This is a genomic window from Pseudonocardia parietis, from assembly GCF_017876315.1.
GTDB classification, from domain to species: domain Bacteria; phylum Actinomycetota; class Actinomycetes; order Mycobacteriales; family Pseudonocardiaceae; genus Pseudonocardia; species Pseudonocardia parietis.
The window spans coordinates 4468529-4492737 of record NZ_JAGINU010000001.1 but is presented as its reverse complement, the minus strand read 5'-3'; the positions used below and the strand labels follow the sequence as shown (position 1 = coordinate 4492737).

Annotated in this window: 21 protein-coding genes; 12 read left to right on the top strand and 9 right to left on the bottom strand. The window is 74.1% G+C overall.

Features of this window, described 5'->3' with window-relative positions; all coding sequences use genetic code 11:
• The first annotated feature begins 44 nt into the window (after positions 1 to 44).
• The 7 genes from egtA (at position 45) to JOF36_RS21240 (ending at position 7251) form a co-directional block, all read left to right on the top strand.
• On the top strand, positions 45 to 1457 hold the full coding sequence (gene egtA / locus JOF36_RS21270; protein ID WP_307862504.1) for an ergothioneine biosynthesis glutamate--cysteine ligase EgtA: 1413 nt from the start codon (positions 45 to 47) through the stop codon (positions 1455 to 1457).
• A gap of 62 nt (positions 1458 to 1519) precedes the next feature.
• A complete protein-coding gene (gene egtB, locus JOF36_RS21265) occupies positions 1520 to 2821 on the top strand; it encodes an ergothioneine biosynthesis protein EgtB (protein WP_210036032.1) in 1302 nt (433 codons plus the stop codon).
• 2 nt (positions 2822 to 2823) lie between these two features.
• Complete coding sequence (gene egtC / locus JOF36_RS21260; RefSeq protein ID WP_210030003.1) at positions 2824 to 3579, top strand: ergothioneine biosynthesis protein EgtC; 756 nt, start codon at positions 2824 to 2826, stop codon at positions 3577 to 3579.
• A 21-nt stretch (positions 3580 to 3600) separates the two neighbouring features.
• Positions 3601 to 4602 (top strand): L-histidine N(alpha)-methyltransferase, encoded by a 1002-nt coding sequence (egtD, locus tag JOF36_RS21255; protein ID WP_372447397.1) that lies wholly within the window; start codon positions 3601 to 3603, stop codon positions 4600 to 4602.
• Between the two features lie 57 nt (positions 4603 to 4659).
• Positions 4660 to 6183, top strand: coding sequence for a serine hydrolase domain-containing protein (locus tag JOF36_RS21250; RefSeq protein WP_210030001.1), 1524 nt, complete (start codon positions 4660 to 4662; stop codon positions 6181 to 6183).
• Positions 6184 to 6204: 21 nt separating this feature from the next.
• On the top strand, positions 6205 to 6780 hold the full coding sequence (locus tag JOF36_RS21245) for a class I SAM-dependent methyltransferase (RefSeq protein ID WP_210029992.1): 576 nt from the start codon (positions 6205 to 6207) through the stop codon (positions 6778 to 6780).
• A 12-nt stretch (positions 6781 to 6792) separates the two neighbouring features.
• Positions 6793 to 7251, top strand: coding sequence for a cupin domain-containing protein (locus JOF36_RS21240; protein ID WP_210029990.1), 459 nt, complete (start codon positions 6793 to 6795; stop codon positions 7249 to 7251).
• On the opposite strand, the gene JOF36_RS21235 is transcribed toward JOF36_RS21240, so the two are convergent.
• From JOF36_RS21235 to JOF36_RS21215, 5 genes are all read right to left on the bottom strand, one after another.
• Positions 7199 to 8455, bottom strand: coding sequence for an MFS transporter (locus JOF36_RS21235; RefSeq protein WP_210029980.1), 1257 nt, complete (start codon positions 8453 to 8455; stop codon positions 7199 to 7201). The two genes, JOF36_RS21240 and JOF36_RS21235, sit on opposite strands and share 53 nt — an antisense overlap.
• 121 nt (positions 8456 to 8576) lie before the next feature.
• Complete coding sequence (locus JOF36_RS21230; RefSeq protein ID WP_210029978.1) at positions 8577 to 8963, bottom strand: VOC family protein; 387 nt, start codon at positions 8961 to 8963, stop codon at positions 8577 to 8579.
• Positions 8964 to 9125: 162 nt separating this feature from the next.
• A complete protein-coding gene (gene gad / locus JOF36_RS21225) occupies positions 9126 to 10535 on the bottom strand; it encodes a glutamate decarboxylase (RefSeq protein WP_210029976.1) in 1410 nt (469 codons plus the stop codon).
• A 33-nt stretch (positions 10536 to 10568) separates the two neighbouring features.
• On the bottom strand, positions 10569 to 11963 hold the full coding sequence (locus tag JOF36_RS21220; RefSeq protein WP_210029974.1) for an acyl-CoA synthetase: 1395 nt from the start codon (positions 11961 to 11963) through the stop codon (positions 10569 to 10571).
• A 21-nt stretch (positions 11964 to 11984) separates the two neighbouring features.
• Positions 11985 to 13289 carry an ArsB/NhaD family transporter gene (locus tag JOF36_RS21215; RefSeq protein ID WP_210029966.1) on the bottom strand — a complete coding sequence of 435 codons (1305 nt, stop codon included), beginning with the start codon at positions 13287 to 13289 and terminating at the stop codon, positions 11985 to 11987.
• 118 nt (positions 13290 to 13407) lie between these two features.
• Here JOF36_RS21215 and JOF36_RS21210 point away from each other — a divergent pair, with 118 nt between their 5' ends.
• Entirely contained in the window at positions 13408 to 14160 is a 753-nt protein-coding gene (locus JOF36_RS21210) for an IclR family transcriptional regulator (protein ID WP_210029964.1), read from the top strand.
• 232 nt (positions 14161 to 14392) lie between these two features.
• On the opposite strand, the gene JOF36_RS21205 is transcribed toward JOF36_RS21210, so the two are convergent.
• Complete coding sequence (locus tag JOF36_RS21205; RefSeq protein WP_210029962.1) at positions 14393 to 17203, bottom strand: aconitate hydratase; 2811 nt, start codon at positions 17201 to 17203, stop codon at positions 14393 to 14395.
• Positions 17204 to 17523: 320 nt separating this feature from the next.
• Between JOF36_RS21205 and JOF36_RS41000 the strand changes: the two genes are divergently transcribed.
• Positions 17524 to 18927, top strand: a complete 1404-nt coding sequence (locus JOF36_RS41000; protein WP_210029959.1) for a C40 family peptidase — start codon at positions 17524 to 17526, stop codon at positions 18925 to 18927.
• Positions 18928 to 18935: 8 nt separating this feature from the next.
• On the opposite strand, the gene JOF36_RS21195 is transcribed toward JOF36_RS41000, so the two are convergent.
• Together JOF36_RS21195 and JOF36_RS21190 are read right to left on the bottom strand one after the other, a co-directional pair.
• Positions 18936 to 19514: a potassium channel family protein gene (locus JOF36_RS21195; protein WP_245350930.1), complete on the bottom strand. Its 579-nt coding sequence runs from the start codon at positions 19512 to 19514 to the stop codon at positions 18936 to 18938.
• Between the two features lie 37 nt (positions 19515 to 19551).
• The gene (locus tag JOF36_RS21190) at positions 19552 to 20004 is read right to left on the bottom strand and encodes an SHOCT domain-containing protein (protein ID WP_210029957.1); all 453 of its coding nucleotides are present in this window, start codon (positions 20002 to 20004) and stop codon (positions 19552 to 19554) included.
• Positions 20005 to 20288: 284 nt separating this feature from the next.
• Here JOF36_RS21190 and JOF36_RS21185 point away from each other — a divergent pair, with 284 nt between their 5' ends.
• Complete coding sequence (locus JOF36_RS21185; protein ID WP_210029955.1) at positions 20289 to 20615, top strand: amphi-Trp domain-containing protein; 327 nt, start codon at positions 20289 to 20291, stop codon at positions 20613 to 20615.
• Positions 20616 to 20618: 3 nt separating this feature from the next.
• On the opposite strand, the gene JOF36_RS21180 is transcribed toward JOF36_RS21185, so the two are convergent.
• Positions 20619 to 22016 (bottom strand): diacylglycerol/lipid kinase family protein, encoded by a 1398-nt coding sequence (locus JOF36_RS21180; protein ID WP_307862503.1) that lies wholly within the window; start codon positions 22014 to 22016, stop codon positions 20619 to 20621.
• Positions 22017 to 22166: 150 nt separating this feature from the next.
• Here JOF36_RS21180 and JOF36_RS21175 point away from each other — a divergent pair, with 150 nt between their 5' ends.
• Positions 22167 to 22688: an NUDIX hydrolase gene (locus JOF36_RS21175; protein WP_307862502.1), complete on the top strand. Its 522-nt coding sequence runs from the start codon at positions 22167 to 22169 to the stop codon at positions 22686 to 22688.
• Positions 22689 to 22718: 30 nt separating this feature from the next.
• Positions 22719 to 24140, top strand: a complete 1422-nt coding sequence (locus tag JOF36_RS21170; protein ID WP_245350929.1) for a DUF2252 domain-containing protein — start codon at positions 22719 to 22721, stop codon at positions 24138 to 24140.
• The last annotated feature ends 69 nt before the right edge of the window (positions 24141 to 24209 follow it).

The window sequence follows — 24209 nt, the reverse complement described above, 5'->3', positions numbered from 1 at the left end:
CGATCGAGCTGCGGGTGTCGGTGGCCCGGGGTAGCGTCATCGGGGTGAGAGCGGACGACCCGAGCACCGCGCAGGGGGACGGGGTGATCCGGAGCCGGGCTGCGGCGGAGGCGTACGTCGCCTCGGTCTGCTTCAAGCACGGGCCCCCGAGCCTGGTGGGTGTCGAGATCGAGTGGATGTTCCACCACCCCGACCGGCCGGGTGAGCCGGTCGACCCGGACACCCTGCGCGCCGCACTCGGCGCGCACACCCCACCCGCCCTCGAGCCGTCGTCGCTCGGGCAGCGGCTCCCCGCAGGCGGTGTCGTCACCGTCGAGCCCGGGGGTCAGATCGAGATCTCCAGTTCCCCCTCGGCCGGGCTGAGCCCGTTGATCGACGGCGTCACCGCCGACGCCGCCCACCTGCACGACCTGCTCGCCCGCTACGGGCTGCGGCCGCACGAGCGTGCCGCCGACCCGGTCCGCCCGGCGCGCCGCGTGCTCGACCTCCCCCGCTACGTCGCCATGGAGGGCATGTTCGACCGGGTCGGACCGCACGGCCGCAGCGGGATGTGCTCCACCGCCGCCGTCCAGGTCTGCCTGGACGCCGGTCCCGCCGACGCGGTCGCCGACCGGTGGGCGGTGCTGCACGAGCTCGGCCCCGTGCTCGTCGCGGCGTTCGCGAACTCGCCGGTCCAGCACGGCAGGCACACCGGATGGAAGTCGTCGCGCCAGGCCTGCTGGCTGAGCCTCGATCCCGCCCGCACCGCGCCGCCCGCGGCACCGGTGCCGGACCGGGACCCCGCCGGGACCTGGGCCGCCCGGGTCGTCGACACCCCGCTGCTGTGCGTGCGGGGCGCCGGGTCCTGGGCCGTGCCGCCGGGTGTGACCTTCGCCGACTGGGCGTCCGGGGCGGTCGGCGACGGTGTCCTCGGCAGGCCACCGACGCTCGCGGACCTCGACTACCACGTCTCCACGCTGTTTCCTCCGGTCCGCCCGCACGGCCATCTCGAGGTGCGTTACCTCGACGGCCAGCCCGGTGACGACTGGGTGCTGCCGGTCGCGGTGCTGCTGGCGCTGACCTCGTCGCCCGCCGTCGTCGACCGGGTCCGTCAGATCTGCGAACCGGTGCGCGACGCGTGGGTGCCCGCCGCCCGCGACGCACTCGCCGACCCGGCGCTGGCCGCCGCGGCGGCGCAGCTGTTCCCGCTCGCGCACGACGTGCTGCGCGCGGGCGGGGACCCGCTGGTCACCGCACCGGGGCCGGTACTGGCCCGGCTGCGCGAGGTGACCGAGCACCGGGTGCTGCGCGGGCGGTGCCCGGCGGACGAGCGCATCGCGCTGGAGGAGGGCTGCGCCCCGACCACGTTGCCCTTCCCGCCCGGGCTGTACCTGGGCGAGGTACCCGAACAGCGGGACCGGGCCGCCGGTCCCGCCACGACGCCGAGACCGCACCGCATCGAGGAGGGTGTCCGGTGACCGCTTCGCCGAACCTGCAGCCCAGCACCGGCCCGGCCGCGCCGGGCGAGAGTCCCGAGGCGATGCGCGAGCGGGTGGCCGTGCTGCTCGGCCGCTCCCGCGAGCGCAGCACCCGGCTGACCGCCCTGGACGACGGCGAGCTGGTCGCCCAGCACTCGCCGCTGATGTCCCCGCTGGTCTGGGACCTCGCCCACATCGGCTCCCAGGAGGAGCTGTGGCTGGTCCGCGACGTCGGCGGCCGCGAGCCGCTGCGCCCCGAGATCGACGGCCTCTACGATGCCTTCCAGCACACCCGCGCCTCCCGGGTGGAGCTGCCGCTGCTCACGCCGTCCGAGGCGCGCACCTACGTCGGCGAGGTGCGGGACAAGGCGCTCGACGCGCTGCACCGCAGCCCGCTGCGCGGCCGTCCGCTGGAGCACGAGGGCTTCGCCTTCGGCATGATCGTGCAGCACGAGCAGCAGCACGACGAGACGATGCTGGCCACCCACCAGCTGCGGGCGGGCGGCCCCGTGCTCGACGCCCCCGCGCCGCCCCGGCCCGCGACGCCCGCCGACCCCGGCGCCGAGGTCCTGGTGCCCGGCGGCCCGTTCGAGATGGGTACCTCGGCCGAGCCGTGGGCGCTGGACAACGAGCGGCCGGCACACACCGTCGACGTGCCCGCGTTCGTGATCGACACCTATCCCGTGACCAACGGGCGCTACCTCGCGTTCGTCGAGGCGGGCGGCTACGACGACCGTCGGCTGTGGACCGACACCGGCTGGGCGTACCGGGTCGCGGAGGACCTGACCGCGCCGCGGTTCTGGTCCCGCGACACCGACGGCACCTGGTGGCGGCGCCGGTTCGGCGTCGTGGAGAAGCTCCCGCACGACGAGCCGGTCGTGCACGTGAGCTTCCACGAGGCACGGGCCTTCGCCCGCTGGGCGGGTGGGCGGCTGCCGACCGAGGCCGAGTGGGAGAAGGCGGCCCGCTTCGACCCGGTGACCGGGCGCTCGCGCCGCTTCCCGTGGGGCGACGCGGAGCCGGGCGCGGAGCACGCGAACCTCGGCCAGCGGCATCTGCGGCCCGCACCGGTGGGCGCCTACCCCGCGGGAGCCTCCGCGCTGGGCGTGCACCAGCTGCTCGGCGACGTGTGGGAGTGGTGCGACTCCGGCTGGCACCCGTATCCGGGCTTCCGGATGTTCCCGTACCCGGAGTACTCGGAGGTCTTCTTCGGTGGGGACTACGCGGTGCTGCGCGGCGGGTCGTTCGGCACCGACCCGGCGGCGATCCGGGCGACCTTCCGGAACTGGGACCACCCGGTCCGGCGGCAGATCTTCTCCGGGTTCCGACTGGCGCGCGACGCCCGCCCCGGTGCCGAGCTCTGACGGTGTGCAGGCATCTGGCCTACCTCGGCCCGTCCCGCACGCTGGCCTCGGTGCTCCTCGAACCTGAGCACGGGCTGCTGGCGCAGTCCTACGCGCCGGCCGACATGCGTGGCGGCGGCACGATCAACGCCGACGGCTACGGGGCCGGCTGGTGGCCCGCCGACGAGCCGTGTGGTGCTCCCGTGCGCGTCCGGTCGGCGCAGCCGCTCTGGGCGGATCCGTCGTTCGCCGTGCTGGCCGGCGGGACCTCGTCCGGCGCGATGCTGGCGGCCGTCCGCTCGGCCACCGTCGGCATGCCGGTGGTGGAGACGGCGGCCGCCCCGTTCACCGACGGCCGGTGGCTGTTCAGCCACAACGGCGTCGTGCGGGGATGGCCCGGGTCGCTGGCGGAGCAGGCGTCCGCGCTGCCGGTCGAGGACCTGCTCACCCTCGACGCGCCGACCGACTCGGCGGTGCTGTGGGCCCTGGTCCGGGCCCGGCTGGGCGCGGGACAGGACCCGGCCGCGGTGCTCGCCGACCTCTGCCGCACGGTCGAGCGCGACGCCCCCGGATCCCGGCTGAACCTGCTGCTGAGCGACGGCACGACGATCTGGGCCACGACCTGGCGGCACGCGCTCGCCGTCCGCACGCAGGACGGCGCCGTCACCGTCGCCTCCGAACCCACCCATGCGTTCCCCGACTGGACCCGGGTGCCCGACCGGCATCTGGTGGTGGCCCGCCCGGGCCACCACGACCTCCACCCGCTGCCCGGGCCATGACCCCGGGCGGGGGAGACCGACGTGAGGAGCAGTGTGTCCACACCCGGCACCATCCAGCTGGACGTCCATCTCACCGACGCCGACGCCGACGCCGCCCTGCGCGCGGACGTGCTCCACGGCCTGCGGGCACGCCCCAAGGAGCTACCGCCGAAGTGGTTCTACGACGCCCGCGGTTCCGCGCTGTTCGAGAAGATCACCGAGCTGCCCGAGTACTACCCGTTCCGCACCGAGCGGGCCCTGCTCACCGACTCCGTCGACGACATCGCGCGTTCCTCGGGCGCGGACACCGTGGTCGAGCTGGGATCCGGCTCGTCGACCAAGACCCGGCTGCTGCTCGATGCGTTCGGCGCGGCGGGCACGCTGCACCGCTACGTCCCGCAGGACGTCAGCGAGGCCGCGCTGCGCGGTGCGATGGACGAGCTGCACCGCGACTACCCGGCGCTGGCGCTGCACGGCGTGGTCGGGGACTTCACGAAGGACCTGCACCGGCTGCCCGGTGCCGAGCCCGGCGGCAAGCGGATGATCGCCTTCCTCGGCGGGACGATCGGCAACCTGCTCCCCGCGGCGCGGCACGCGTTCCTGTGCCACGTGCGCAGCGTGCTGGAGCCGGGGGAGCAGCTGCTGCTCGGGACCGGCCTGGTCACCGACCCGGACGTGATGGTCCCCGCCTACGACGACGCCGCCGGTGTCACCGCCGAGTTCAACCGCAACGTGCTGTGGGTGCTCAACCGCGAGCTCGGGGCCGACTTCGACGTCGACGCCTTCGACCACGTCGCGCTGTGGGACGCCGCGAACTCCTGGATCGAGATGCGGTTGCGCGCCACCCGGGACATGCACGTCCGGGTGGCCGGTCTGGATCTCGACGTGTCCTTCCTGGCCGGGGACGAGATCGTCACCGAGATCTCGGCGAAGTTCCGCACGGAGGTGGTCGACGAGTTCGTGGCCGCGGCCGGGTTCGAGCCGACCCGGCGCTGGATCGACCCGGACCACCGCTTCGCGCTCAGCCTGCTGACCGCCGGGTGAGTCGCTGACCGTCGTCCGAGTTTGCAAATTGACGTAATTACGGAATAACGTAGGGGCATGGTCGCCACCGAGCCCTCGTACACGCCTGCCGGACCCGGCCGCCGGGTGCTCGTCGCCGTGCTGGCCGGGGTGGTGCTGGCCGGCCTGCTCGGCTGGGTGCTCGCCCCGGCACCGTCCACGCCAGGGCCGCAGAGCACCGGTGACCCCGAGCTGGCCCAGCGGCTGCGGTCGGCGGCGGGGCCCGGGCAGTACGGCCTGGTCGCCGCGCTCGTCGAGGACGGCGACGCCACCTACGCCGGGATCGGGCACGACGGCCGGGGCACGCCGGTCACCCGGGACACGCCGTTCGAGATCGGGTCGGTCACCAAGACCATGACCGGTGCCGTGCTCGCCGGGCTCGAGCGCGACGGTGTCGTCCGCGGCACCGACCGGGTCCGCGACGTCGTGCCGGACCGTGAGTGGGGCGAGGTCGGGGACGTGACGCTGGGCGAGCTCGCCGCGCACCTGTCCGGGCTGCCCCGCGAGCCGGGCGGTGTCGGTGAGCTCGTCACCGGGCTCGGCAACCTCTACTTCGGGCTGCCCGTCGCCGCGCACACGCCGCAGGAGGTGCTCGACATCGCCGCGGGCACCCCGCTGGGGGACCGCGGCGAGCCGCTGTACTCCAACCTGGCCAACTCGCTGCTCGGGCAGCTGCTCGCCACCCGCACCGGTACGCCGTACCCGGAGCTGGTGGCGCAGTACGTGACCGATCCGCTCGCCATGTCCGCGACCGGGATGCCGGCGGCACCACCGGCCGGGGCGGCGGTGGGGCACGACGAGTCCGGCAACGCCGTCGCACCGTGGATCAGCGAGGGCGACGCGCCCGCGGGCACCGGGGTCTGGTCCACCGCGACCGACCTGGTCCGGTACACGGCCGCGCTGGAGCAGCCGGGCTCCCCGGTCGCCGCCGCCGCACAGCTGCGTCACCCGTCGGAGTTCGGCCGGATCGGCTACGGCTGGTACACCGTCGAGGTCGGCGGGCACATGCTGATCTGGAAGAACGGCGGATCCGGCGGCGTGTCGTCGTCGGTGCTGTCCGATCCCGCCACCGGTCGTACCGCGATCGTGCTGGGAAACTCCACGGCCGGGGTGGACCGGATCGCCGCCGAGCTCCTGGGCGTCCCGTCACCGTTCACCGCCTCCTCCGACGACGGCACCGACGTCCGAGGCCTGGTCACCGTGCTGATCGCGGTCGTCTTCCCGCTGCTGGGCGGGGCCACCATGCTCGGTGCGGCCCGCGGTGGCTGGGGCCGCAGGCCCCGGCCGGTCCGCCGGACCGACGTCCTCTCGGGTGCGGGCACCGGGCTGTTCTTCCTGGTCATCGCGTGGACGTCCGGCGCGGTGAGCTGGGCCTGGGTGCCGTTCTGGATGCTGGGATGCCTGCTGGCAGGCGCCGGGCTCGGGCTGGCCGTCGCCCGCCGACGCTCCTGGGAGTCCGACCGTGGCACCGGGGCCGCCGGGCGGTGGACCAACGCCGGGTTCTCCCTGGTGCTGGGCGTGGGCGGGCTCGCCGCGGTCGTCGGAATATCGCTGATGATCTGAACACCCCGCTACCGTCGCGCCATGGCGATGAACGCGTTGCACCGGCGGATCTGCCGTTCCGACTCCTGGGCCGACCGGATGCACGGGACGACGCTGCCGTGGGCCACCGGCGACGTCGACCTGGCCGGGGAGGTTCTCGAGATCGGGCCCGGCTACGGCGTCACCACCCGCTGGCTGGCCCCACGGGCCGGCGCGCTCACCGCGCTCGAGGTCGACCCGGCGATGGCGGCCGACCTGCGCGACGGGCTGGGCCGTGAGCTGGGCGTCGACGTCCGCCACGGCGACGGTGCCGCCCTGCCGTTCCCGGACGGCAGCTTCGACACCGTCGTCTGCTTCACGATGCTGCACCACGTCCCGACGCCCGCCGAGCAGGACCGGCTGTTCACCGAGGCCGCCCGGGTGCTGCGCCCGGGCGGGACGTTCGCCGGGATCGACACGCGGCTCTCGCTGCGCTTCCGGCTGATCCACATCGGCGACACGATGACGGTCGTGGACCCGGCCGGGCTGCCGGGCCGGTTGTCCGCGGCCGGGCTGGCCGAGCCGGGCACCGAGCTGGGGCAGCGCTCGTTCCGGTTCCGTGCCACCCGGCCGGCCTGACAGGATCGGCGGATGGCCACCGACTGGCGCCACGACGGCGTCCGCGTCGTCCCCGGGGACGCCCTCGACACGAACACCGCGCAGACCCCGGGCATGCACCGGGCCGCCGCGGTCACCCACGACCGGGTCGGCTCGCAGAAACTGTGGGCCGGCACGGTCACCATCCACCCGGGCGCCCGGACCGGCGCGCACCACCACGGCGAGCTGGAGAGCGTGATCTACGTGGTCCGCGGCCGGGCCCGGATGCGCTGGGGCGAGAACCTGGAGTTCACCGCGGAGGCCGGGCCGGGCGGGTTCATCTTCGTGCCGCCGTACGTGCCGCACCAGGAGATCAACGCGCTCGACGACGAGCCCCTCGAGTGCGTGCTGACCCGCTCCGGGCAGGAGCCGATCGTGGTGAACCTGGACATCGACGGCGTCACCGATCCCGAGCACGTGCCGTGGGTCGACCCCGGGCACCCGGCTGCCTGATCCTCCGGGCGGGCAGCAGCGGCAGCGCCCCGGCCGCGCACAGCACGGCGGCCGCGACCGGACCGCCGAGTGCCCACACGGCGAACACCGCGATGCCGCACACCTCGACGCCCAGCCCGGCGACCGAGGTGACCGTCGCCCGGGCCGGACCGGTGATCGCGGCCTGCAGCCGGGCCCCGGTCACCACCTTCACCGCCTGGAACAGGCCCCAGCACCCCAGCAGCGCCAGCGGGCCGACCGGCGTCGCCACCCCGGACAGCGCCAGGCCTGCCGCGGAGCCGAGCAGCGCCGGCGCGGCCAGCACGGGGCGCCCGGCCAGCCACCCGCCCGCCGCGGACCCGACCGCCCCGGCCAGCGGGACCGCCAGCAGCGCCACCGGGACCAGCGCGACCGGCACCCCCGACGCCGCGGCCTGCAGCGGGAAGTACTCCTCGGCCGCGTCGATCCCGCCGACCGCCGCGACGGCGAGCAGCGGCATCCGCAGCCCGCGGGTGCGCCAGGCGATCCGCAGCCCCGCGGCCACGCCGTCGCCGCCGGTTTCGCCGCCGTCGCCACCGCCGTCGCCACCGCCGTCGCCACCGCCGTCGCCACCGCCGTCGCTGCCGTCGGAGCCACCGGGGCCGGAACCCGGGCCGGAACCGGGGGCGGCGGGCGGGAACCGGTGCGGCACCGCGAGCGAGACCGCGGCCGACGCGCCGCACACCGCCACGCTCACCCAGCCGACCACCGCGTAGGCCTGCGGCCCCGCCGCGGCGTCCGGGCCGACGAGCAGCAGCGTCGCCGCGGCGGCCGCCGGGACCTGGGCCAGCTGGGCGGCCGTCTCCAGCGCTGCCAGCACGCGCGGGTACTGCGCCGCGGCGCCGTGCGCGGCCAGCCCGTCGTAGGTCAGGGCCTCCAGCGCGCCGGAGGCGAGCGCCCCGCCCGCGGACCAGAGCACGAACCCGGCGGCGAAGCCGGTGAACCCGGGCGCGAGCAGCCACACCGCGAACCCGGCACCGGTGAGCAGGCCGTCGGCCACCAGCGCCCCGCGCCGCGACCAGCGGTCGGCGAGCACACCGGAGGGCACCTCGAGGGCCATCCCGGCGACGGACCAGATCACGAACAGCGCGGAGATCTCGGCCAGGCTCAGTCCGGCGGTGTCGAAGAGCAGCGCGTAGAGCGAGAACAGCGGCACCGCGTGGTGCAGCACCTGCCGCAGCAGCAACAGGCGCACCAGTGTGCGGGCCGGGGGCGGGAGAGTACGTCAACCGGGCATGGTCGAGCAGGGTAATCGCCCGTCCGGCCCGCGGCCAGCGGATTTCGCCGCGCCAGTCAGAGCGGGATGCTCACACGTAGGAGCCGGTGAGCATCTCCAGGAAGTGCCCGGCGGGGTCGCGGAAGTACACCCCGCGCCCGCCGTGCCCGTGGTTGATCTCGCCCGGGCGCTGCTGCTGCGGGTCGGCCCAGTGCTCGACGCCGTCGGCGACCAGCCGGGCGTGGGCCCGGTCGAACAGGTCGTCGTCGACCCGGAACGCGTAGTGCTGGTTCTGGATCTCCGGGAACGCGTCCTCCGGCAGGTCGGCGAACTGGATCAGCACGCCGCCGTCGAGGGACACGTTGGTGAACGGGCCCCAGGACGGGGCCTCGGCGGCCTCGAAGACGTGGCGGAAGAACGCCGCCGACACCGTGCGGTCCCGGGCGGCGACGATGGTGTGGTTGAACGTGCAGGTCATGGTGGTCTCCTGGAAGTACGTGCAGGAACGGGACCGCCATGACGCGTGGACGAGAAGGAGTGCGCCCGCGGGCCCGTGCGGGAATGCCGACGCGTGGCGTCGGCGGGGGAGAGCTCCTTCCGGCTGGGCCCATCGGGGGCGCGCCGAGAGATTATCAGCGGCTCACGACGACGGCGAGCGTGTTCCGTGCGCGAACCCGGCCGCCTCCGGCCCGCGAACCGGCGCGGCCTGGCTGCGCAGCCGGTCCAGGGCGCGCTGCAGGTCGTCGAGCAGCAGCCCGGCGAGGTCGTGGCCGAACCCGTTGCGCACGACGATCCGCAGCGCGGACAGGTCGGTCCGGTTCGCCGGGAACGTGTACGCCGGCACCAGCCAGCCGCTCTCGCGCAGCGCGGCGGACACGTCGAACACCGAGAACGGCTCGCCGTCGGCGACGGTGAACGCGAACACCGGTAGCTGCGACCCGTCGGTGAGCAGCCGGAACGCACCGGTGTCGGCGATCCGGCCCGCGAGGGTGGTCGCGACGTCGCGGCAGGTGCCCTGCACGCGGGCGTAGCCCTCGCGGCCCAGGCGCAGGAACTGGTAGTACTGCGCGATCACCTGACCGCCGGGCCGGGAGAAGTTCAGCGCGAAGGTCGGCATGTCCCCGCCGAGGTAGTTCACCCGGAACACCAGGTCCTCGGGCAGCGTGTCGAGGTCGCGCCACACCGCCCACCCGACGCCCGGGTGCACCAGCCCGTACTTGTGCCCGGAGGTGTTGATCGACGCGACCCGCTCGAGCCGGAAGTCCCACACCAGGTCCGGGTCGCAGAACGGGGCGACCATGGCCCCGGACGCACCGTCGACGTGCACCGGCACGTCGAGCCCGGTCCTCGACTGCAGGTCGTCCAGCGCCGCGCACAGCTGCTCGACCGGCTCGTAGCTGCCGTCGAAGGTGGACCCGAGGATCGCGACGACGCCGATGGTGTTCTCGTCGCAGCGCGCGAGCGCCTCCTCGACGCCCAGGTGCAGCCGGTCGCCGTCCATCGGGACCAGCCGCGGCTCGACGTCGAAGTAGTTGGCGAACTTGTCCCAGCAGATCTGGACGTCGATCCCCATGACGATGTTCGGCCGTGAGGCGTCGAGACCGGCGGCCCGGCGGCGGTGCTGCCAGCGCCGTTTGAGCGCCAGGCCGCCGAGCATGCACGCCTCCGACGAGCCGGTCGTCGAGCAGCCGATCGCCCGGCCGGGGTCCGGCGCGTGCCAGAGATCGGCGAGCATCCGCACGCACCGCTGCTCGAGGTCGGCGGTGCGCGGGTACTCGTCCTTGTCGATCATGTTCTTGTCGATCGACTCGGCCATCAGCCGTTCGGCCTGCGGTTCCGCCCAGGTGGTGACGAACGTGGCCAGGTTGAGCCGGGCGTTGCCGTCGAGCATCAGCTCGTCGTGGACGACCTGGTAGGCGACCTGCGGGTCGAGGCCGCCGTCGGGCAGGGCGAAGCGCGGGATGACGACGGGTTCCGCCGTGAACACGGGGTTCACCGCCACCCCGCGGTCGTGGCCGTGGTCCTCCGAGGGCGAGTGCGCACCGGGCATGATGCGCAACCTAGCGCCCCGTCGAGCCCCCGATCAGGTTCCGAGCAGCAGTTTCTTCTGCACCTTCCCCATCGGGTTGCGGGGCAGCGCGTCCACGAAGCGCACCTCGCGCGGCCGCTTGTGCCAGGACAGCTGGGAGGCGACGTGGTCGATGAGGACCTGGCCGTCGCCGCCGTCGCCCACGACGAACGCGACGATCTTCTGCCCCAGGTCCGGGTCCGGCAGCCCGACGACGGCGACCTCGGCGACCGACGGGTGGTCCAGCAGCACCGCCTCGATCTCGCCCGACCCGATCCGGTACCCACCGGACTTGATCAGGTCGGTGGACTCGCGGCCGACGATCCGGTGGAACCCGTCCGCGTCGCGCACGGCCAGGTCGCCGGTGCGGAACCAGCCGTCGCCCGCCCAGCACTCGTCGTTCGCGTCGGGCCGGTTGAGGTAGCCGCCGAACAACATCGACCCGCGCACCTGGAGCTTGCCGACGGTCTCGCCGTCGTCGGGGACACGGGCGTCCGCGCCGGCGCCGTCCTCGGCGGGCAGCAGCCGGGTCTCGGCGCCCGGGACGGGCAGCCCGACCCAGCCCGCGCGGCGTTCTCCGGCCGCCCGCGCGCTCAGCGTGATCATGGTCTCGGTCATGCCGTAGCGCTCGACCGGCGCCTGGCCGGTCAGCCCGGCGATCCGCTCGAACAGCGACGCCGGCAGCGGCGCGCTGCCCGAGACCAGCAGCCGGGCCTTGCCGAGCGCCCGTGCCGACTCCGGGTCCTCGACGATCCGGTTCCAGACGGTCGGGACGCCGAAGTACATGCTCGCCTCGGCCGCCGCGTACCGGGCGGGCTGCGGCTTGATCGTGTGCACCACGCGCGACCCGAGCCGCAGCGAGCCGAGCACCCCGAGGATCAGGCCGTGCACGTGGAACAGCGGCAGGCCGTGCGCGACGGTGTCGTCGGGCGTCCAGTCCCAGACCTCGAACAGGCCGTCCAGGCCGGCCGCGATCGCCCGCCCGGACAGCTGGGCGCCCTTCGGGGCACCGGTCGTGCCGGAGGTGTAGAGCAGCATCGCGGTGCGCTCCGGGTCGATCTCGCGCGGCGCGACCGGCGCCCGTCCCGGGACCACCAGGGGCAGGTCGACGCCCTCGGGGCGGTCCCCGGCCCACGCGGTCGCGCCCGAGTCGCGCAGCACGTGCCCGCGCTCGGCCGGGCCGGAGTCGGGTGGCACCGGCACCACGGGCACGCCGGCGAGGATGGCGCCGGTGATCGCGACGACCGTGTCGAGCGACGGCGTGGCGTGCACCGCGACCGGGCCGTCGCCGGGGATGCCGGCGGCGAAGCGCCCGGCCCGGTCGACGAGCTCGGCCCGGGACAGTGCGTCGTCACCGACGACGACCGCGCGGTCGAGGTCGTGCGCGGACGTGAGCGAGGTGAGGAACAACGTCGAACTCCTACGGACTCGTTACTGGATGACCATCGCGGGCAGCACGAGCGCACCGACCAGTGCGAGCGGGCCGATCACGACCATGGACATGCCCCAGCGGGTCAGCAGCGCGGTCATCCGCGGCCGCTCGTCGGGGTCGACGGTGGTCGCGACCAGGGTCGCACCCACCGTCGAGAACGGCGAGACGTCCACGACGGACGAGCACACGCCGAGCGCGCAGATCAGCGCCCACCCCGGCAGGCCGCCCTGCGCGATCAGCGGGATCGCGAGCGGGACCAGGGCGGCGAGGATGCCGGTCGTGGAGGCGAACGCCGACACCAGCCCGCAGACCGCGCAGATCACCAGGGCGGCGAGCACCGGCACGGTCAGGCTCGCGGCGAGGTCGCCGAGCAGGTCGACGGCGCCGACCTCCTGCAGCACGCCGACGTAGGTGATGATCCCGCCGACCAGCAGCACCGTCGACCAGTCGATCTCCTTCAGCGCGCCGCGGCCGTTCTCCGGGTCGATCAGCGTCAGCGCGGCACCGAAGGCGAAGGCGAGCACGCCGACGTCGGGCTCGTTGCCGAGCACGGCGAGCACGATCACCGCCGCGACCAGGCCGAGCATCGCGATCACGGTGATCAGCTGGACGCCGCGGAAGGGCTCGCGCTCGACCGGCCCGTCGTCGTCCGGAACCGGCCCGCCGGCCGTCCCGCCGCCTGCCCCGCCGGCCGGCACCGTCGTCCGGGTGCGGCTGCGGGCACCGAACAGCAGGTAGGAGACGGCGAGCAGGATCAGGTTCGCGACGATCGCGATGGCGAACAGGGTGAGCGGGTTCAGCGCGATCCCGGCCGAGCTCGCGGTGCCCCAGGTGACGATCCCGAACAGCGACGTCGGCGCGAACCCGCCCGCGGACAGCCCGGTCCCGATCGCCAGCGCCATGAGCATCGGGTCGATCCCGCGCCGGTGCGCGACCGACATCCCGATCGGGGCCATCACCAGGCCGCCCAGCGGGGAGCCCATCGCGGAGACGACACCGGTGAGGACGAAGAACGTCAGCGGCAGCGCGGCGGTGTTGCCCCCGACGAGTCGCAGCGCCCGGTCGACCAGCCGCCCGATGGTGCCGTTGGACTTGGCGATGCCGAAGAAGAAGGTGACGCCGACGAGCAGGATCAGGATGTCGATCGGGAAGCCCGAGACGATGTCGTCGAGCGCGAGACCGGCGACGAGCAGTCCCATCCCGGTGGCGGCGGCGAACATCACGATGCCGATGTGCGAGCGCCGCACCTCGGCGATCACGAACACCGCCGCGAACACCACCAACGCGATGATCTGGACCGCCACGTGCGTACCCCCATCGGTATGCGCCTTGTCGTATCGGTCCATCACGTGGCACAGTGGTTCACACAATGGACCGGTTGCGGGAGGACCGTAGATCGCCCGTTCGGGAGAGGTCAAGTAGATGGCGGCGACGAACAGCGTGGTCTCGGCGATCCGCGTGCTGGAGGCGGTGGGGGAGCGGCAGCCGGTCGGGCTCTCCGAACTCGCCCGGGCCGTCGGGCTGCCGAAGAGCACCGTGCAGCGGACCCTGCTGACACTGGCCGAGGTCGGCTGGTGCGGTGCCGACGACGCGTCGCGCTGGCGGCTGACCTACCGCGCGTTCGCCGTCGGCAACCAGGCCCGCGACGCCGACGAGCTGCGCGTGCGGGCGCTGCCGGTGCTGCACGAGCTGCAGCTGGCGACGGGGGAGACGATCCACCTGGCCGCGCCGGACGGCCGCGAGCTGGTACTGGTCGAGCGGCTCGACACCGCGCACAGCCTGCGGGCGTTCCTGCCGCTGGGGCACCGGATCCCGCTCAACGCCTCGGCGACCGGTCAGGCCTACCTCGCGGCGAGCACCGACGCCGTCGTCGACGCCTACCTCGCCGGCGGGCCGCTGCCGCCGCGCACGTCGTCGACGGTCACCGACCCGGACGCGCTGCGCTCGCGCCTCGCCGAGGTCCGGGCGCGGGGCTGGTCGGTGAACCCGGAGGGGCTCAGCGAGGGCATCGCCGCGGTCGGCGCCGCGATCATCGGCGCCGACGGCCGGCCGGTCGGGGCACTCTCGGTCTCCGGCCCCACCGTGCGGATGACCGCCGACGTGTTCGACACCCACGGCCGCGGCGCCGCCGACGCCGCCCACCGCATCTCCCGCGAGCTCGGCGCCCCCGTCTGAGCGGAGCCCCGCGGTGCGCGCGGAGCCCGCGCGGTGCGGGCGGCGCGGGCAGTGCGCGTGGTGCGTGTGGTGCGCGTGGTACGCGCCGACGATGCGAGAGGCACACCAGTGCTCCGATCGCACGATCGAACAGCTCGCACGTGCCCCTCGCAGGGCCGGTCACGGGCCCGACACGCGACGGAGCCCGCCGCCCCCGGGAGGGCGACGGGCTCCGTGTGGTGGTGAGCGTGCGTCAGCTCGCCAGCATGCCCCGCAGGACGTACTGCAGGATGCCGCCGTTGCGGTAGTAGTCCGCCTCACCGGGGGTGTCGATGCGCACCTTGGCATCGAACTCCACGGTCTCGCCCGACTCCTTGGTGGCGGTCACCTTCACCGACTTCGGGGTCTTCCCGTCGTTCAGCTCGGTGATGCCGGCGATGTCGAAGGTCTCGGTGCCGTCGAGCCCGAGGCTCGACGCCGACTCGCCCTCGGGGAACTGCAGCGGGACCACGCCCATGCCGATCAGGTTCGACCGGTGGATCCGCTCGAAGGACTCCACGATGACGGCCTTGACGCCGAGCAGCGCGGTGCCCTTCGCCGCCCAGTCACGCGACGACCCGGAGCCGTACTCCTTGCCGCCCAGCACGACCAGCGGGGTGCCCTGTGCGGCGTAGTTCTGCGCGGCGTCGTAGATGAACGCCTGCGGTGCGCCCTCGGCGGTGAAGTCGCGGGTGTACCCACCGGCGACCCCGCCGTCGACGATCGCGTCGAGCAGCAGGTTGCGCAGCCGGATGTTCGCGAACGTGCCGCGGATCATCACCTCGTGGTTGCCGCGCCGCGAGCCGAAGGAGTTGAAGTCCTTCTTGTCGATGCCGTTCTCGTCGAGGTACTGGGCGGCCGGGGTCCCCGGCTTGATCGCACCGGCCGGCGAGATGTGGTCGGTGGTGACCGAGTCGCCGAGCAGCGCGAGCACCCGGGCGCCGGAGATGTCGGTCACCGGGTCCGGGGTCCGCGACATGCCCTCGAAGTACGGGGGCTTGCGGACGTAGGTGGACTGCTGGTCCCACTCGAAGGTCTGGCCCTCCGGGGTGGGCAGCGCGCGCCAGCGGTCGTCGCCGCGGAACACGTCGGAGTAGCTCTTGGTGAACATCTCCGAGGTGATCGACGAGTCGACGACGTCGTTGATGTCCTCGGTGGAGGGCCAGATGTCGCGCAGGAAGACGTCGTTCCCGGCGGTGTCGCGGCCCAGGGGCTGGGTCTCGAAGTCGAAGTCCATCGTCCCGGCCAGCGCGTAGGCGATGACCAGCGGCGGGGACGCCAGGTAGTTCATCTTGACGTCCGGGTTGATCCGGCCCTCGAAGTTCCGGTTGCCCGACAGCACCGACGCCACGGCGAGGTCGGCCTCGTTGACCGCCTGCGAGATCTCCTCCGGCAGCGGGCCGGAGTTGCCGATGCAGGTGGTGCAGCCGTAGCCGACCAGGTTGTAGCCGAGCTTGTCGAGGTAGGGCCAGAGTCCGGCCTTCTCGTAGTAGTCGGTGACGACCTGCGAACCGGGCGCCATGGAGGTCTTCACCCACGGCTTGACGGTCAGGCCCTTGTCGACCGCGTTCTTCGCGAGCAGGGCGGCGCCGAGCATCACCGACGGGTTCGAGGTGTTCGTGCACGAGGTGATCGAGGCGATCACGACGGCGCCGTGGTCGATCTCGATCTCGGCCCCGTTCAGCGAGACCGTCGTCGGCTTGCTGGTCCGCCCGCCTGCGCCGGCCGCGGCCGAGATCGGCGCCCGCGGCGCGCCGCCGCCGTTGCCGTCGTGGACGGGTGCGGCCGGGTCGCTGGCCGGGAAGCTCTCCTCCCCGGCCTCGTCCACCGACGACTCGCTGTGCTGGGCGTAGTCACCCAGCGCGGAGCGGAACGCCTCCTTGGCCTGCGACAGCGCGATCCGGTCCTGCGGGCGCTTCGGGCCGGCGATCGACGGGACGACCGTCGACAGGTCCAGCTCCAGGGTCTCGGAGAAGACCGGCTCGCGGGCCGGGTCGTGCCAGAGGCCCTGCTCCTTGGCGTAGGCCTCGACCAGCGCGATCTGCTCGGCGGAGCGGCCGGTCAGCTTCAGGTAGCGGACGGTCTCGTCGTCGATCGGGAAGATCGCCGCGGTGGAGCCGAACTCCGGGCTCATGTTGCCGATCGTGGCGCGGTTGGCCAGCGGCACCGCGCCGACGCCCTCGCCGTAGAACTCGACGAACTTGCCGACGACGCCCTTGCGGCGCAGCATCTCGGTGATCGTCAGCACCACGTCGGTGGCGGTCACGCCGGTCGGGATCTCGCCGGACAGCTTGAAGCCCAGGACCTGCGGGATGAGCATCGAGACCGGCTGGCCGAGCATCGCGGCCTCGGCCTCGATGCCGCCGACGCCCCAGCCCAGCACACCCAGGCCGTTGACCATGGTGGTGTGCGAGTCGGTGCCGACCAGGGTGTCGGGGTACGCCTGCCCGCCCCGGGGCATCACGACGCGGGCCAGGTTCTCGATGTTGACCTGGTGCACGATGCCGGTGCCGGGCGGGACGACCTTGAACTCGTCGAAGGCACCCTGGCCCCAGCGCAGGAACTGGTAACGCTCCTTGTTGCGGCCGTACTCGAACTCGATGTTCTTCTCGAAGGCGTCGGCGGTCCCGAAGAAGTCGATCATCACCGAGTGGTCGATGACCAGCTCGGCGGGCGCGAGCGGGTTGACCTTCGAGGGCTCGCCGCCCATCTCGGTGACGGCCTCGCGCATCGTCGCCAGGTCCACCACGCACGGGACACCGGTGAAGTCCTGCATGATCACCCGCGCCGGGGTGAACTGGATCTCGGTCTCCGGCTCGGCCTTCGGGTCCCAGTTCGCCAGGGCGTTGACGTGGTCCGCCGTGACGTTGGCGCCGTCCTCGGTGCGGAGCAGGTTCTCGAGCAGGACCTTCAGGCTGAACGGCAGGCGCTGCGAGCCCTCCACCGCGGAGAGCCGGAAGATCTCGTAACCCGTGCCCCCGACGTCGAGCTGTCCTCTGGCGCCGAAGCTGTCGGTGCTGGCCACTTGATGGTCCTCCCCGTGGTGGTGGGCGTGTCTGAGTCCGGTTTCGGTGAGCGCCCGCCGTGCGGGCTCACCGGCGTCTCCCGGAGTCTCGCGCACCGCCTCGCCGGCGGCAGCGCGGACCCTCGTAGCTCAAATAGTACGCGCGTCCTATAAGTCGCGCGAGGTGGGTGTGGCGGTGGTCGCGTCGCTCGTGCGGCGGACGTGGGCTCTGTGTCCGGTGTGTCGCGCGGTGCTCGCGTGGCGTGAGTGGGAGGCTGCGCGGCGATCGCGCCCGGCGGCCCGTGGGCCGCGGGCGGACACCGCTCCCGGGAGGACGACGAGTGACGCGCAGGCGGATGCCGACGGCGGTCGGCGTGCTGGCGGTGCTCGCCGCCGTGCTGCTCGCCACGCCGGCCGTGGGCGCCGCCTCGGTGCTGCCGGCCGCCGCCACCACCGCACCGGCCCAACCGGCCCAACCGGCGCAGCCGACCTGGCCGGCCCAGCCGGCACCGCCCCCGCCTCCGAACCCCGGCGACGACGAGCTCGACCAGAGCCGGCAGACCGTGCAGGACCGGGCGGCGGAGGTCGGGCGGCTCACCGCCCGGCTGGCCGAGCTGGACGCGCAGGCCGAGCAGCTGCAGATCCAGGTCGCCGCCCGCAACGAGCAGGCCCTCGAGGCCCGCGACACCGCGGACGCCGCGGGCCGCGAGGCCGAGTCGGCCGCGGCCCGCGCGTTCGAGGCGCGACTGGCCACCGAACAGGCGGGCAAGGCCGTCGACGACGCCCGCACCCGGATCGACGCCTTCGTCGGCGACGTCTACACCCACGGGCTCGATCTCGGCCCGCTCGGACTGCTGTCGCGGGCCACCGACCCGCAGGACCTGATGGACCGGGCCCGGCTGACCGACGCGCTGAGCGAGGACCAGGGCGCGGTGCTGGAACAGCTGCAGCAGGCCCGGATCGCGCAGGCCAACGCCGACTCGCTCGCCCGCGCCGCGCAGGAGGAGGCCGACCGGCGCCGCGACGCCGCCGAGCAGGCCTCCGCGGCCGCCGACCAGGCCCTGGTGTCCGCCGCGGCCGCCGCCGACGAGCAGCAGGGCAGGCTCGACGCCGTCCGGGCCGAGCGCGCCGACGTGGAGGCCCGGCTCGACGCCGCGGCGAACTCCGACGCGGGCCTGCGCGCCCAGCGCCAGCGCTACCTCGCCTGGCAGGCCGAGCAGGAGCGGGCGCGGGCCGCGGCCGAGCAGCGGGCCCGCGACGAGGCCAGGGCCCGTGTCGCGCAGGAGGCGGCTCCCTCGGACGGGGCCCCGGCGCGCCGGTCGGGCTCGTCCGCGATCGAGACGGTGATCGACCGGGCGACCGCCCAGATCGGCACCATCTACGCCTGGGGCGGGGGCAACGCGCGGGGCCCGAGCCGCGGCATCCGCGACGGCGGTGTCGCCGACGAGCACGGCGACTACCGCAAGGTCGGGTTCGACTGCTCGGGCCTGATGCTCTTCGCCTTCGCCGGCGTCGGCATCGACCTGCCGCGCTACAGCGGCAACCAGGCGAACGCCGGCGAGCAGGTCGACGTCGACGACATGCAGCGCGGCGACATGCTCTCCTGGGCCGAGGACGGCCGGACCTACCACATCGCCATGTACCTGGGCGACGGCAAGATGATCGAGGCGCCGTACTCCGGGGCGCGGGTGAAGATCTCGCCGGTCCGCTACGACGGGCTGAACAAGGTCACCCGGCTGCTCTGAGCCCGTCGTCAGGGGGCCGGCCGGGACGGCTCGTCGCCCCGTGCGCGGCGCTGCACCGCCAGGTCCGCCGCGCCGAACAGGACCTTCGCGATCACCCCGACGGCGATCAGGTTCACCACCATCTGGATCGTCGTGATGACGCGGGCCACCTCGTCGACGGGGGCGATGTCGCCGAATCCGACGGTGGCGAAAACGGTGACGGTGAAGTAGAGCGCATCGGTCCGGTCGAGCGGCTCGCTGAAGCTGCCCGGGACGCTCTGCGAGATCAGGACGTAGGTCGCGGCGAACAACAGCAACAGCGCCGGCAGCCCGGCCGCCACCGCCCGGATCACGCGCAGCCGCGGCGTGCCGGAGGTGAGGACGGCGCGCACCCCCCAGCCGAGGACGCCGGCGACGAGCAGCAGGCCCAGCACGAACCGGACCGCGGTGCCGGCGTCGAGCGACCGGTCCAGCGGGACGACGTAGTACGCGACCGTCAGCAGTGTCACCGACGCGACGGACCGGAGCGTCGTCGTGATCAGGACCCACCTGCGCTCCGAGCGGCTCAGCTCGTCGTACGCCCGTCCCGTCATCGCGCTGCTGCTCATGCCGGCTCCGGCGCGAGGTCGTGGGTGCGCCCGGCCGTCAGCTCACGGGTGTCGCGGACCCGATGGCGTGCACGTCCGCACGTCCCGGTGCCGCCGGGCCGGATCCCGTGCCGAGCACCGCGCTCTTGGCCTGCTGGAACTCCTCGGCCGACAGGGTGCCGCGCTCCCGCAGCGCGACGAGCTTCGCGATCTCGTCGGCGGTGCTCGTCCCGCCGCTCGCCGCGGCATCCCGGACGTAGCGGCCGAAGGCCTCCTCGGACTGCCGGGCCTGGGCGGCGGCGCGCTCGTTCATCGACCGGCCGCGCGCGATCAGGTAGACCAGCGCTCCGAGCCACGGCACGACGACCAGGAACAACGTCCAGAGCGCCTTGCCCCAGCCCGACAGCTGGTGGTCCCGGAAGATGTCGCCGAGGATCGCGATCAGCAACCAGATCCAGGTGAACAGGATCATGAACCAGAAGATGGACAGCACCACGTCCCAGAACGACATCGCCACGCTCCTCCGTTCGTGCCGCACGGGCCGCCGCATCGCGGGGTCGCCGACGGCACCACCGTCGTCCGGTCGCGGCGGCCCGGCATCACCCGTGACGGGCGAGCGCGGGCCGCTGCCCGAGCTCGCCGCGGTCGCGGCGGGTCGCGGATGCCGCACCCGGCGCGGGGGACGCGGCCACCGGCCCGGGCCGATCATCTGAAAGGGGTGGCGCTGCCGGCCCGGTGCGCTGCGCAGACTGCTCGTCCGGATCCCGCCCCACTCATCGTGAACGGAGCACTCCCGTGCCGGATGTCGAAGTCAGCCGCACCGAGACCCTCAGCCGCCAGGAGGCCGCCCGCCGGCTCGCGGCCCTGGCCGCCGCCCTGGCCGACAGCGGCCGGGCCGAGGTGGCACTGGGCGCGAGCACGCTCGTGCTGCACGTCCCCGACCAGGTGCGGTGCGAGGTCGAGGTCGAGGTGGAGGGCGACGAGGTCGAGCTGGAGATCGAGCTGACGTGGTCGACGGCGCCGGCCCCCGCCCAGAGCCCCGTGGAGATTCCCGCCGCGGACCCGGCGCCGGCGGAGCACGCGCCGTCGAAGCAGGCGCACCGGGCCCGGGCCTCCCGGTAACCCTCAGCGCGCCGGGCGCCCGGCGAGCACCCGGACCAGGGCGGTGGCGGCCTCGCCGGGCCCGGCCGGGGCCACGGCGGCGGGCGGTGCGCCCGGCGCGTGCACCGGGACCCGCACCCGCAGCGCACCCGGCAGCGAGCGGAACTCCAGCGGCGGGACGAGCCGCAACGCCTCACCGTCGACGCCGACGTCGACCAGGGGTTGCGCGGAGTCGACCCGGAACACCGGCGTCGTCCACTCCCGGTAGCCGTGGAAGCTCTCGAGGCGCCCCCGCGCCTCGGCGGCCAGCAGGACCGGCAGGTCCCGCGCCCGGTCCACGGTCACCGTCACGATGCCGAGGCGCCCGGTGTCCAGCCGCGCACGGGTGCCGAACCCGTTGAGGCTGCCGAGGCGGTACGGGCCGTTGGAGACGAGCAGGACGTCCGTCGTGGCGGCGGTGCCACCGGCGGGCAGCGTGAAGCGCAGGTCGAAGGTCGGTGCGTCCGGGCCGAGCAGCTCGGGCAGCATCCGGGCGGTGGTCGCCAGCTTCGCGTCGCGGTAGGCGTCGGACCGGACGACCGTGGCGTACACCCCCAGCGAGGCGTTGTTGACGAAGACGCGATCGCCGATCACCGCCAGGTCGACCCGCCGTTCGACGGCGTCGCCGTAGGCGTCCAGCGCGGCCGCCACGTCGGCGCGGTCGAGCCCGAGATCGAGTGCGAAGTGGTTGCGGGTGCCGGCGGGAACACAGACGAACGCGACGTCGTGGCGCCGGGCGACATCGGCGACCAGGGCCTGCGACCCGTCGCCGCCCGCCATCCCGATCACGTCGGCTCCGTGGGCGATCGCCCGCTCGGCCAGCGCGCGCAGGTCGTCCCCGCGCTCCAGCAGTACCGGCTCGACGCCCGCGCCGCGTGCCCGTGCGGCCAGGTCGGACCGGACGACCTTCCCCGCACCCGACAACGGGTTCATGATCAGCACACCGTGGCGCGCGGGCCCGACCGCACGGGCGACGCCCGGTGCGGGCGCGAGATCGTGGGCCACGGCCACGCGCGCCGCCCCCGCAGCGGCCACGACCAGCACGACCACGACCACGAGCCGCACCGGCGACCCGGTCAGCAGCATCACCACGAGCATCGCGAGGGCCGCGAGCGCCACCACGGCGGCGGCCACCCGCCGCCGGCCCTGGTTGACCACCGCCGTCCACGCGGCCATCACGCAGGCGACGACGAGCACCGGCAGCAGCACCGCCCGCAGCGGGTCCCGCAGCGCCGCGCCGAGCGCGAGCGCGCCGGCGGCGAGCAGGGCGAGCACCGCGCCGGCGGCGGCGAGACGGCGGGGGACCGACGGCGGCGCAGGCCGCGACATCGACACGGCAGGGACCGCGGGGCCGGGGACGTCCGCACTGCTCGGGATGGTCACGGGCCGACCATGGCCGCCGTCCGCCGTCCACCGCGTCACCCCGGCCGGATGACTGCTGCTCACCCGGCGCGGGGGATGCCCCCGCGACACCGGTCCGGCGACGATCCACGTTCCCGGCGCCGGAGTCGCGGCGGGGGATCGGGGGACAGGGTGAGCGGGACGACGACCGAACCCGGGACCGTGCCCGACGGCGTCGGCCGCGTCCGCCGGGTCCACTTCCGGGACCGGAGCGCTCCGGTCGCCACCGTGGTGTCCCCGTCGGTGTTCGTCGCCGTCCGGGACGACCGGAGCCGCCTGTTGCTGGTGCGCCGCGCGGACAGCGGGGCCTGGGAGCTGCCGGGCGGCCGTGTCGACGTCGGCGAGAGCCTGCTCGAGGCGGCGGTACGCGAGACGGTGGAGGAGTCCGGCCTGCTGGTCCGGGTCACCGGGATGGTCGGGCTGTTCACCGATCCGTCGCTCGTCGTCGTGAGCGCGGGCGGTGAGGTCCGCCAGCAGTTCGTGGTGTGCGTGCACGCCTGGCCCGTGCGGGGCGTCCCCGCGCCGGACCTGCACGAGACGATCGAGGTCGCCTGGTTCGACCCGGCGGACGTCGCCGACCTCCCGGTGGAGCCCGGTGCCTACCGGTGGATCAGGGCGGCGCTGTCCGGGGCGCCCGAGCCCCATCTCGACTGAGCCGCGGCCCGCACCATGGAGGTGGAGGCGATGACCCGTCAGCAGAGCGTGGCGCGCGGGAGGTCCGCTCGTGGCGAGGCTCCCCGCGCCGGCCACGCGGAGTTCACCCGAAACCCGACCCGGCCCGAGCCGCTCACCCTGCTGCAACAGCAGGCCACGACGCGGGTGCCCGAGCTGGTCCCGATCCGCTACAGCCGGATGGCCGTCTCGCCGTTCAGTTACTTCCGGGGTGCGGCGCTGCCGATGGCGAGCGATCTCGCCGACACCCCCCGCAGCGGACTGGACGTGCAGGTGTGCGGCGACGCCCACCTGGGCAACTTCGGCGTCTTCGGCTCTCCGGAGCGGCGCCTGGTCTTCGACATCAACGACTTCGACGAGACCATGTCCGGGCCGTGGGAGTGGGACGTCAAGCGGCTGGCGACCAGCCTGGAGATCGCCGGGCGGGAGAACGGCCACCGGGCGGCCCGGCGTCGGGAGAGCGTTGTCGCGGCGGTCGCCGCGTACCGGCGCGCGATGCGCGACTTCGCCGAGCGGCCCGTGCTCGACGTCTGGTACGCCGTGGCCGACGTCGCCGCACTGCAGGCGAAGCTGGCACCGCGGCTCGGCGGCGATCGGCGCAAGCGGGTCGCCCGCACCATCGCCAAGGCCTACACCAAGGACAACCTCGGGGCGCTCGAACGGTTCGCCGGCTCCGACGGGGGCCGCTCCTACATCGTCGCGGATCCGCCACTGGTCACGCCCGCCCGTGATCTCGTCGGTGACGGCTACCGGGGCACCGACGTGCTCGCGGACCTGCGGGACGTCCTGGGCGCCTATCGGGCGAACCTCGAGCCGGAACGCAGGGTTCTGTTCGACCGCTACGAGCTCGCGGACGTCGCCCGCAAGGTCGTCGGCGTCGGCAGCGTGGGTGCCCGCACGTACATGGCGCTGCTGCTCGGTGACGGCGGGCGGGACCCGCTCTTCCTGCAGGCGAAGGAGGCGGCGCCGTCCGTGCTGGAGCCGTTCCTCGGGCCGAGCGGGTTCGGCAACGAGGGCCGACGGATCGTGGTCGGGCAGCGGCTCATGCAGACCGTCAGCGACATCTTCCTCGGCTGGGTGCGGGTGCAGGGCTTCGACGGGCACCGCCGGGACTTCTACCTGCGCCAGCTGCGGGACTGGAAGGGATCCGCGGAGATCGAGACGCTGGGCCCGAAGGCGATGCGGATCTACGGCGAGGTGTGTGGCTGGACCCTGGCCAAGGCGCACGCCCGCTCCGGCGACCGCATCGCCATCGCCGCCTACCTCGGTTCCGGGCCCTCCTTCGACCGGGCCGTCGGGGAGTTCGCCCGTGCCTACGCCGATCAGAACGAGCGTGACCATCGGGCGCTGGTGGACGCGATCGGTGACGGCCGGATCGCCGCCGGGGCCGGTGGCCGGGTCACCGAGACCGGTGGCCTGCCTGCGGGTGTCTGAGCTGGGACGGGCCTGCGACGGCGCGGTGGGGTCGAGCGGACCCCGCCGCGCCGCCGCAGGCGTGCCCCC

Excerpts from the sequence above, each read along its gene's own strand:
- egtB (WP_210036032.1), top strand. The coding sequence starts at position 1,520 with ATGCGCGAGCGGGTGGCCGTGCTGCTCGGCCGCTCCCGCGAGCGCAGC.
- JOF36_RS21250 (WP_210030001.1), top strand. The coding sequence starts at position 4,660 with ATGGTCGCCACCGAGCCCTCGTACACGCCTGCCGGACCCGGCCGCCGG.
- JOF36_RS21245 (WP_210029992.1), top strand. The coding sequence starts at position 6,205 with ATGGCGATGAACGCGTTGCACCGGCGGATCTGCCGTTCCGACTCCTGG.
- JOF36_RS21240 (WP_210029990.1), top strand. The coding sequence starts at position 6,793 with ATGGCCACCGACTGGCGCCACGACGGCGTCCGCGTCGTCCCCGGGGAC.
- JOF36_RS21230 (WP_210029978.1), bottom strand. The coding sequence starts at position 8,963 with ATGACCTGCACGTTCAACCACACCATCGTCGCCGCCCGGGACCGCACG.
- gad (WP_210029976.1), bottom strand. The coding sequence starts at position 10,535 with ATGCCCGGTGCGCACTCGCCCTCGGAGGACCACGGCCACGACCGCGGG.
- JOF36_RS21210 (WP_210029964.1), top strand. The coding sequence starts at position 13,408 with ATGGCGGCGACGAACAGCGTGGTCTCGGCGATCCGCGTGCTGGAGGCG.
- JOF36_RS21195 (WP_245350930.1), bottom strand. The coding sequence starts at position 19,514 with ATGAGCAGCAGCGCGATGACGGGACGGGCGTACGACGAGCTGAGCCGC.
- JOF36_RS21190 (WP_210029957.1), bottom strand. The coding sequence starts at position 20,004 with ATGTCGTTCTGGGACGTGGTGCTGTCCATCTTCTGGTTCATGATCCTG.
- JOF36_RS21170 (WP_245350929.1), top strand. The coding sequence starts at position 22,719 with ATGACCCGTCAGCAGAGCGTGGCGCGCGGGAGGTCCGCTCGTGGCGAG.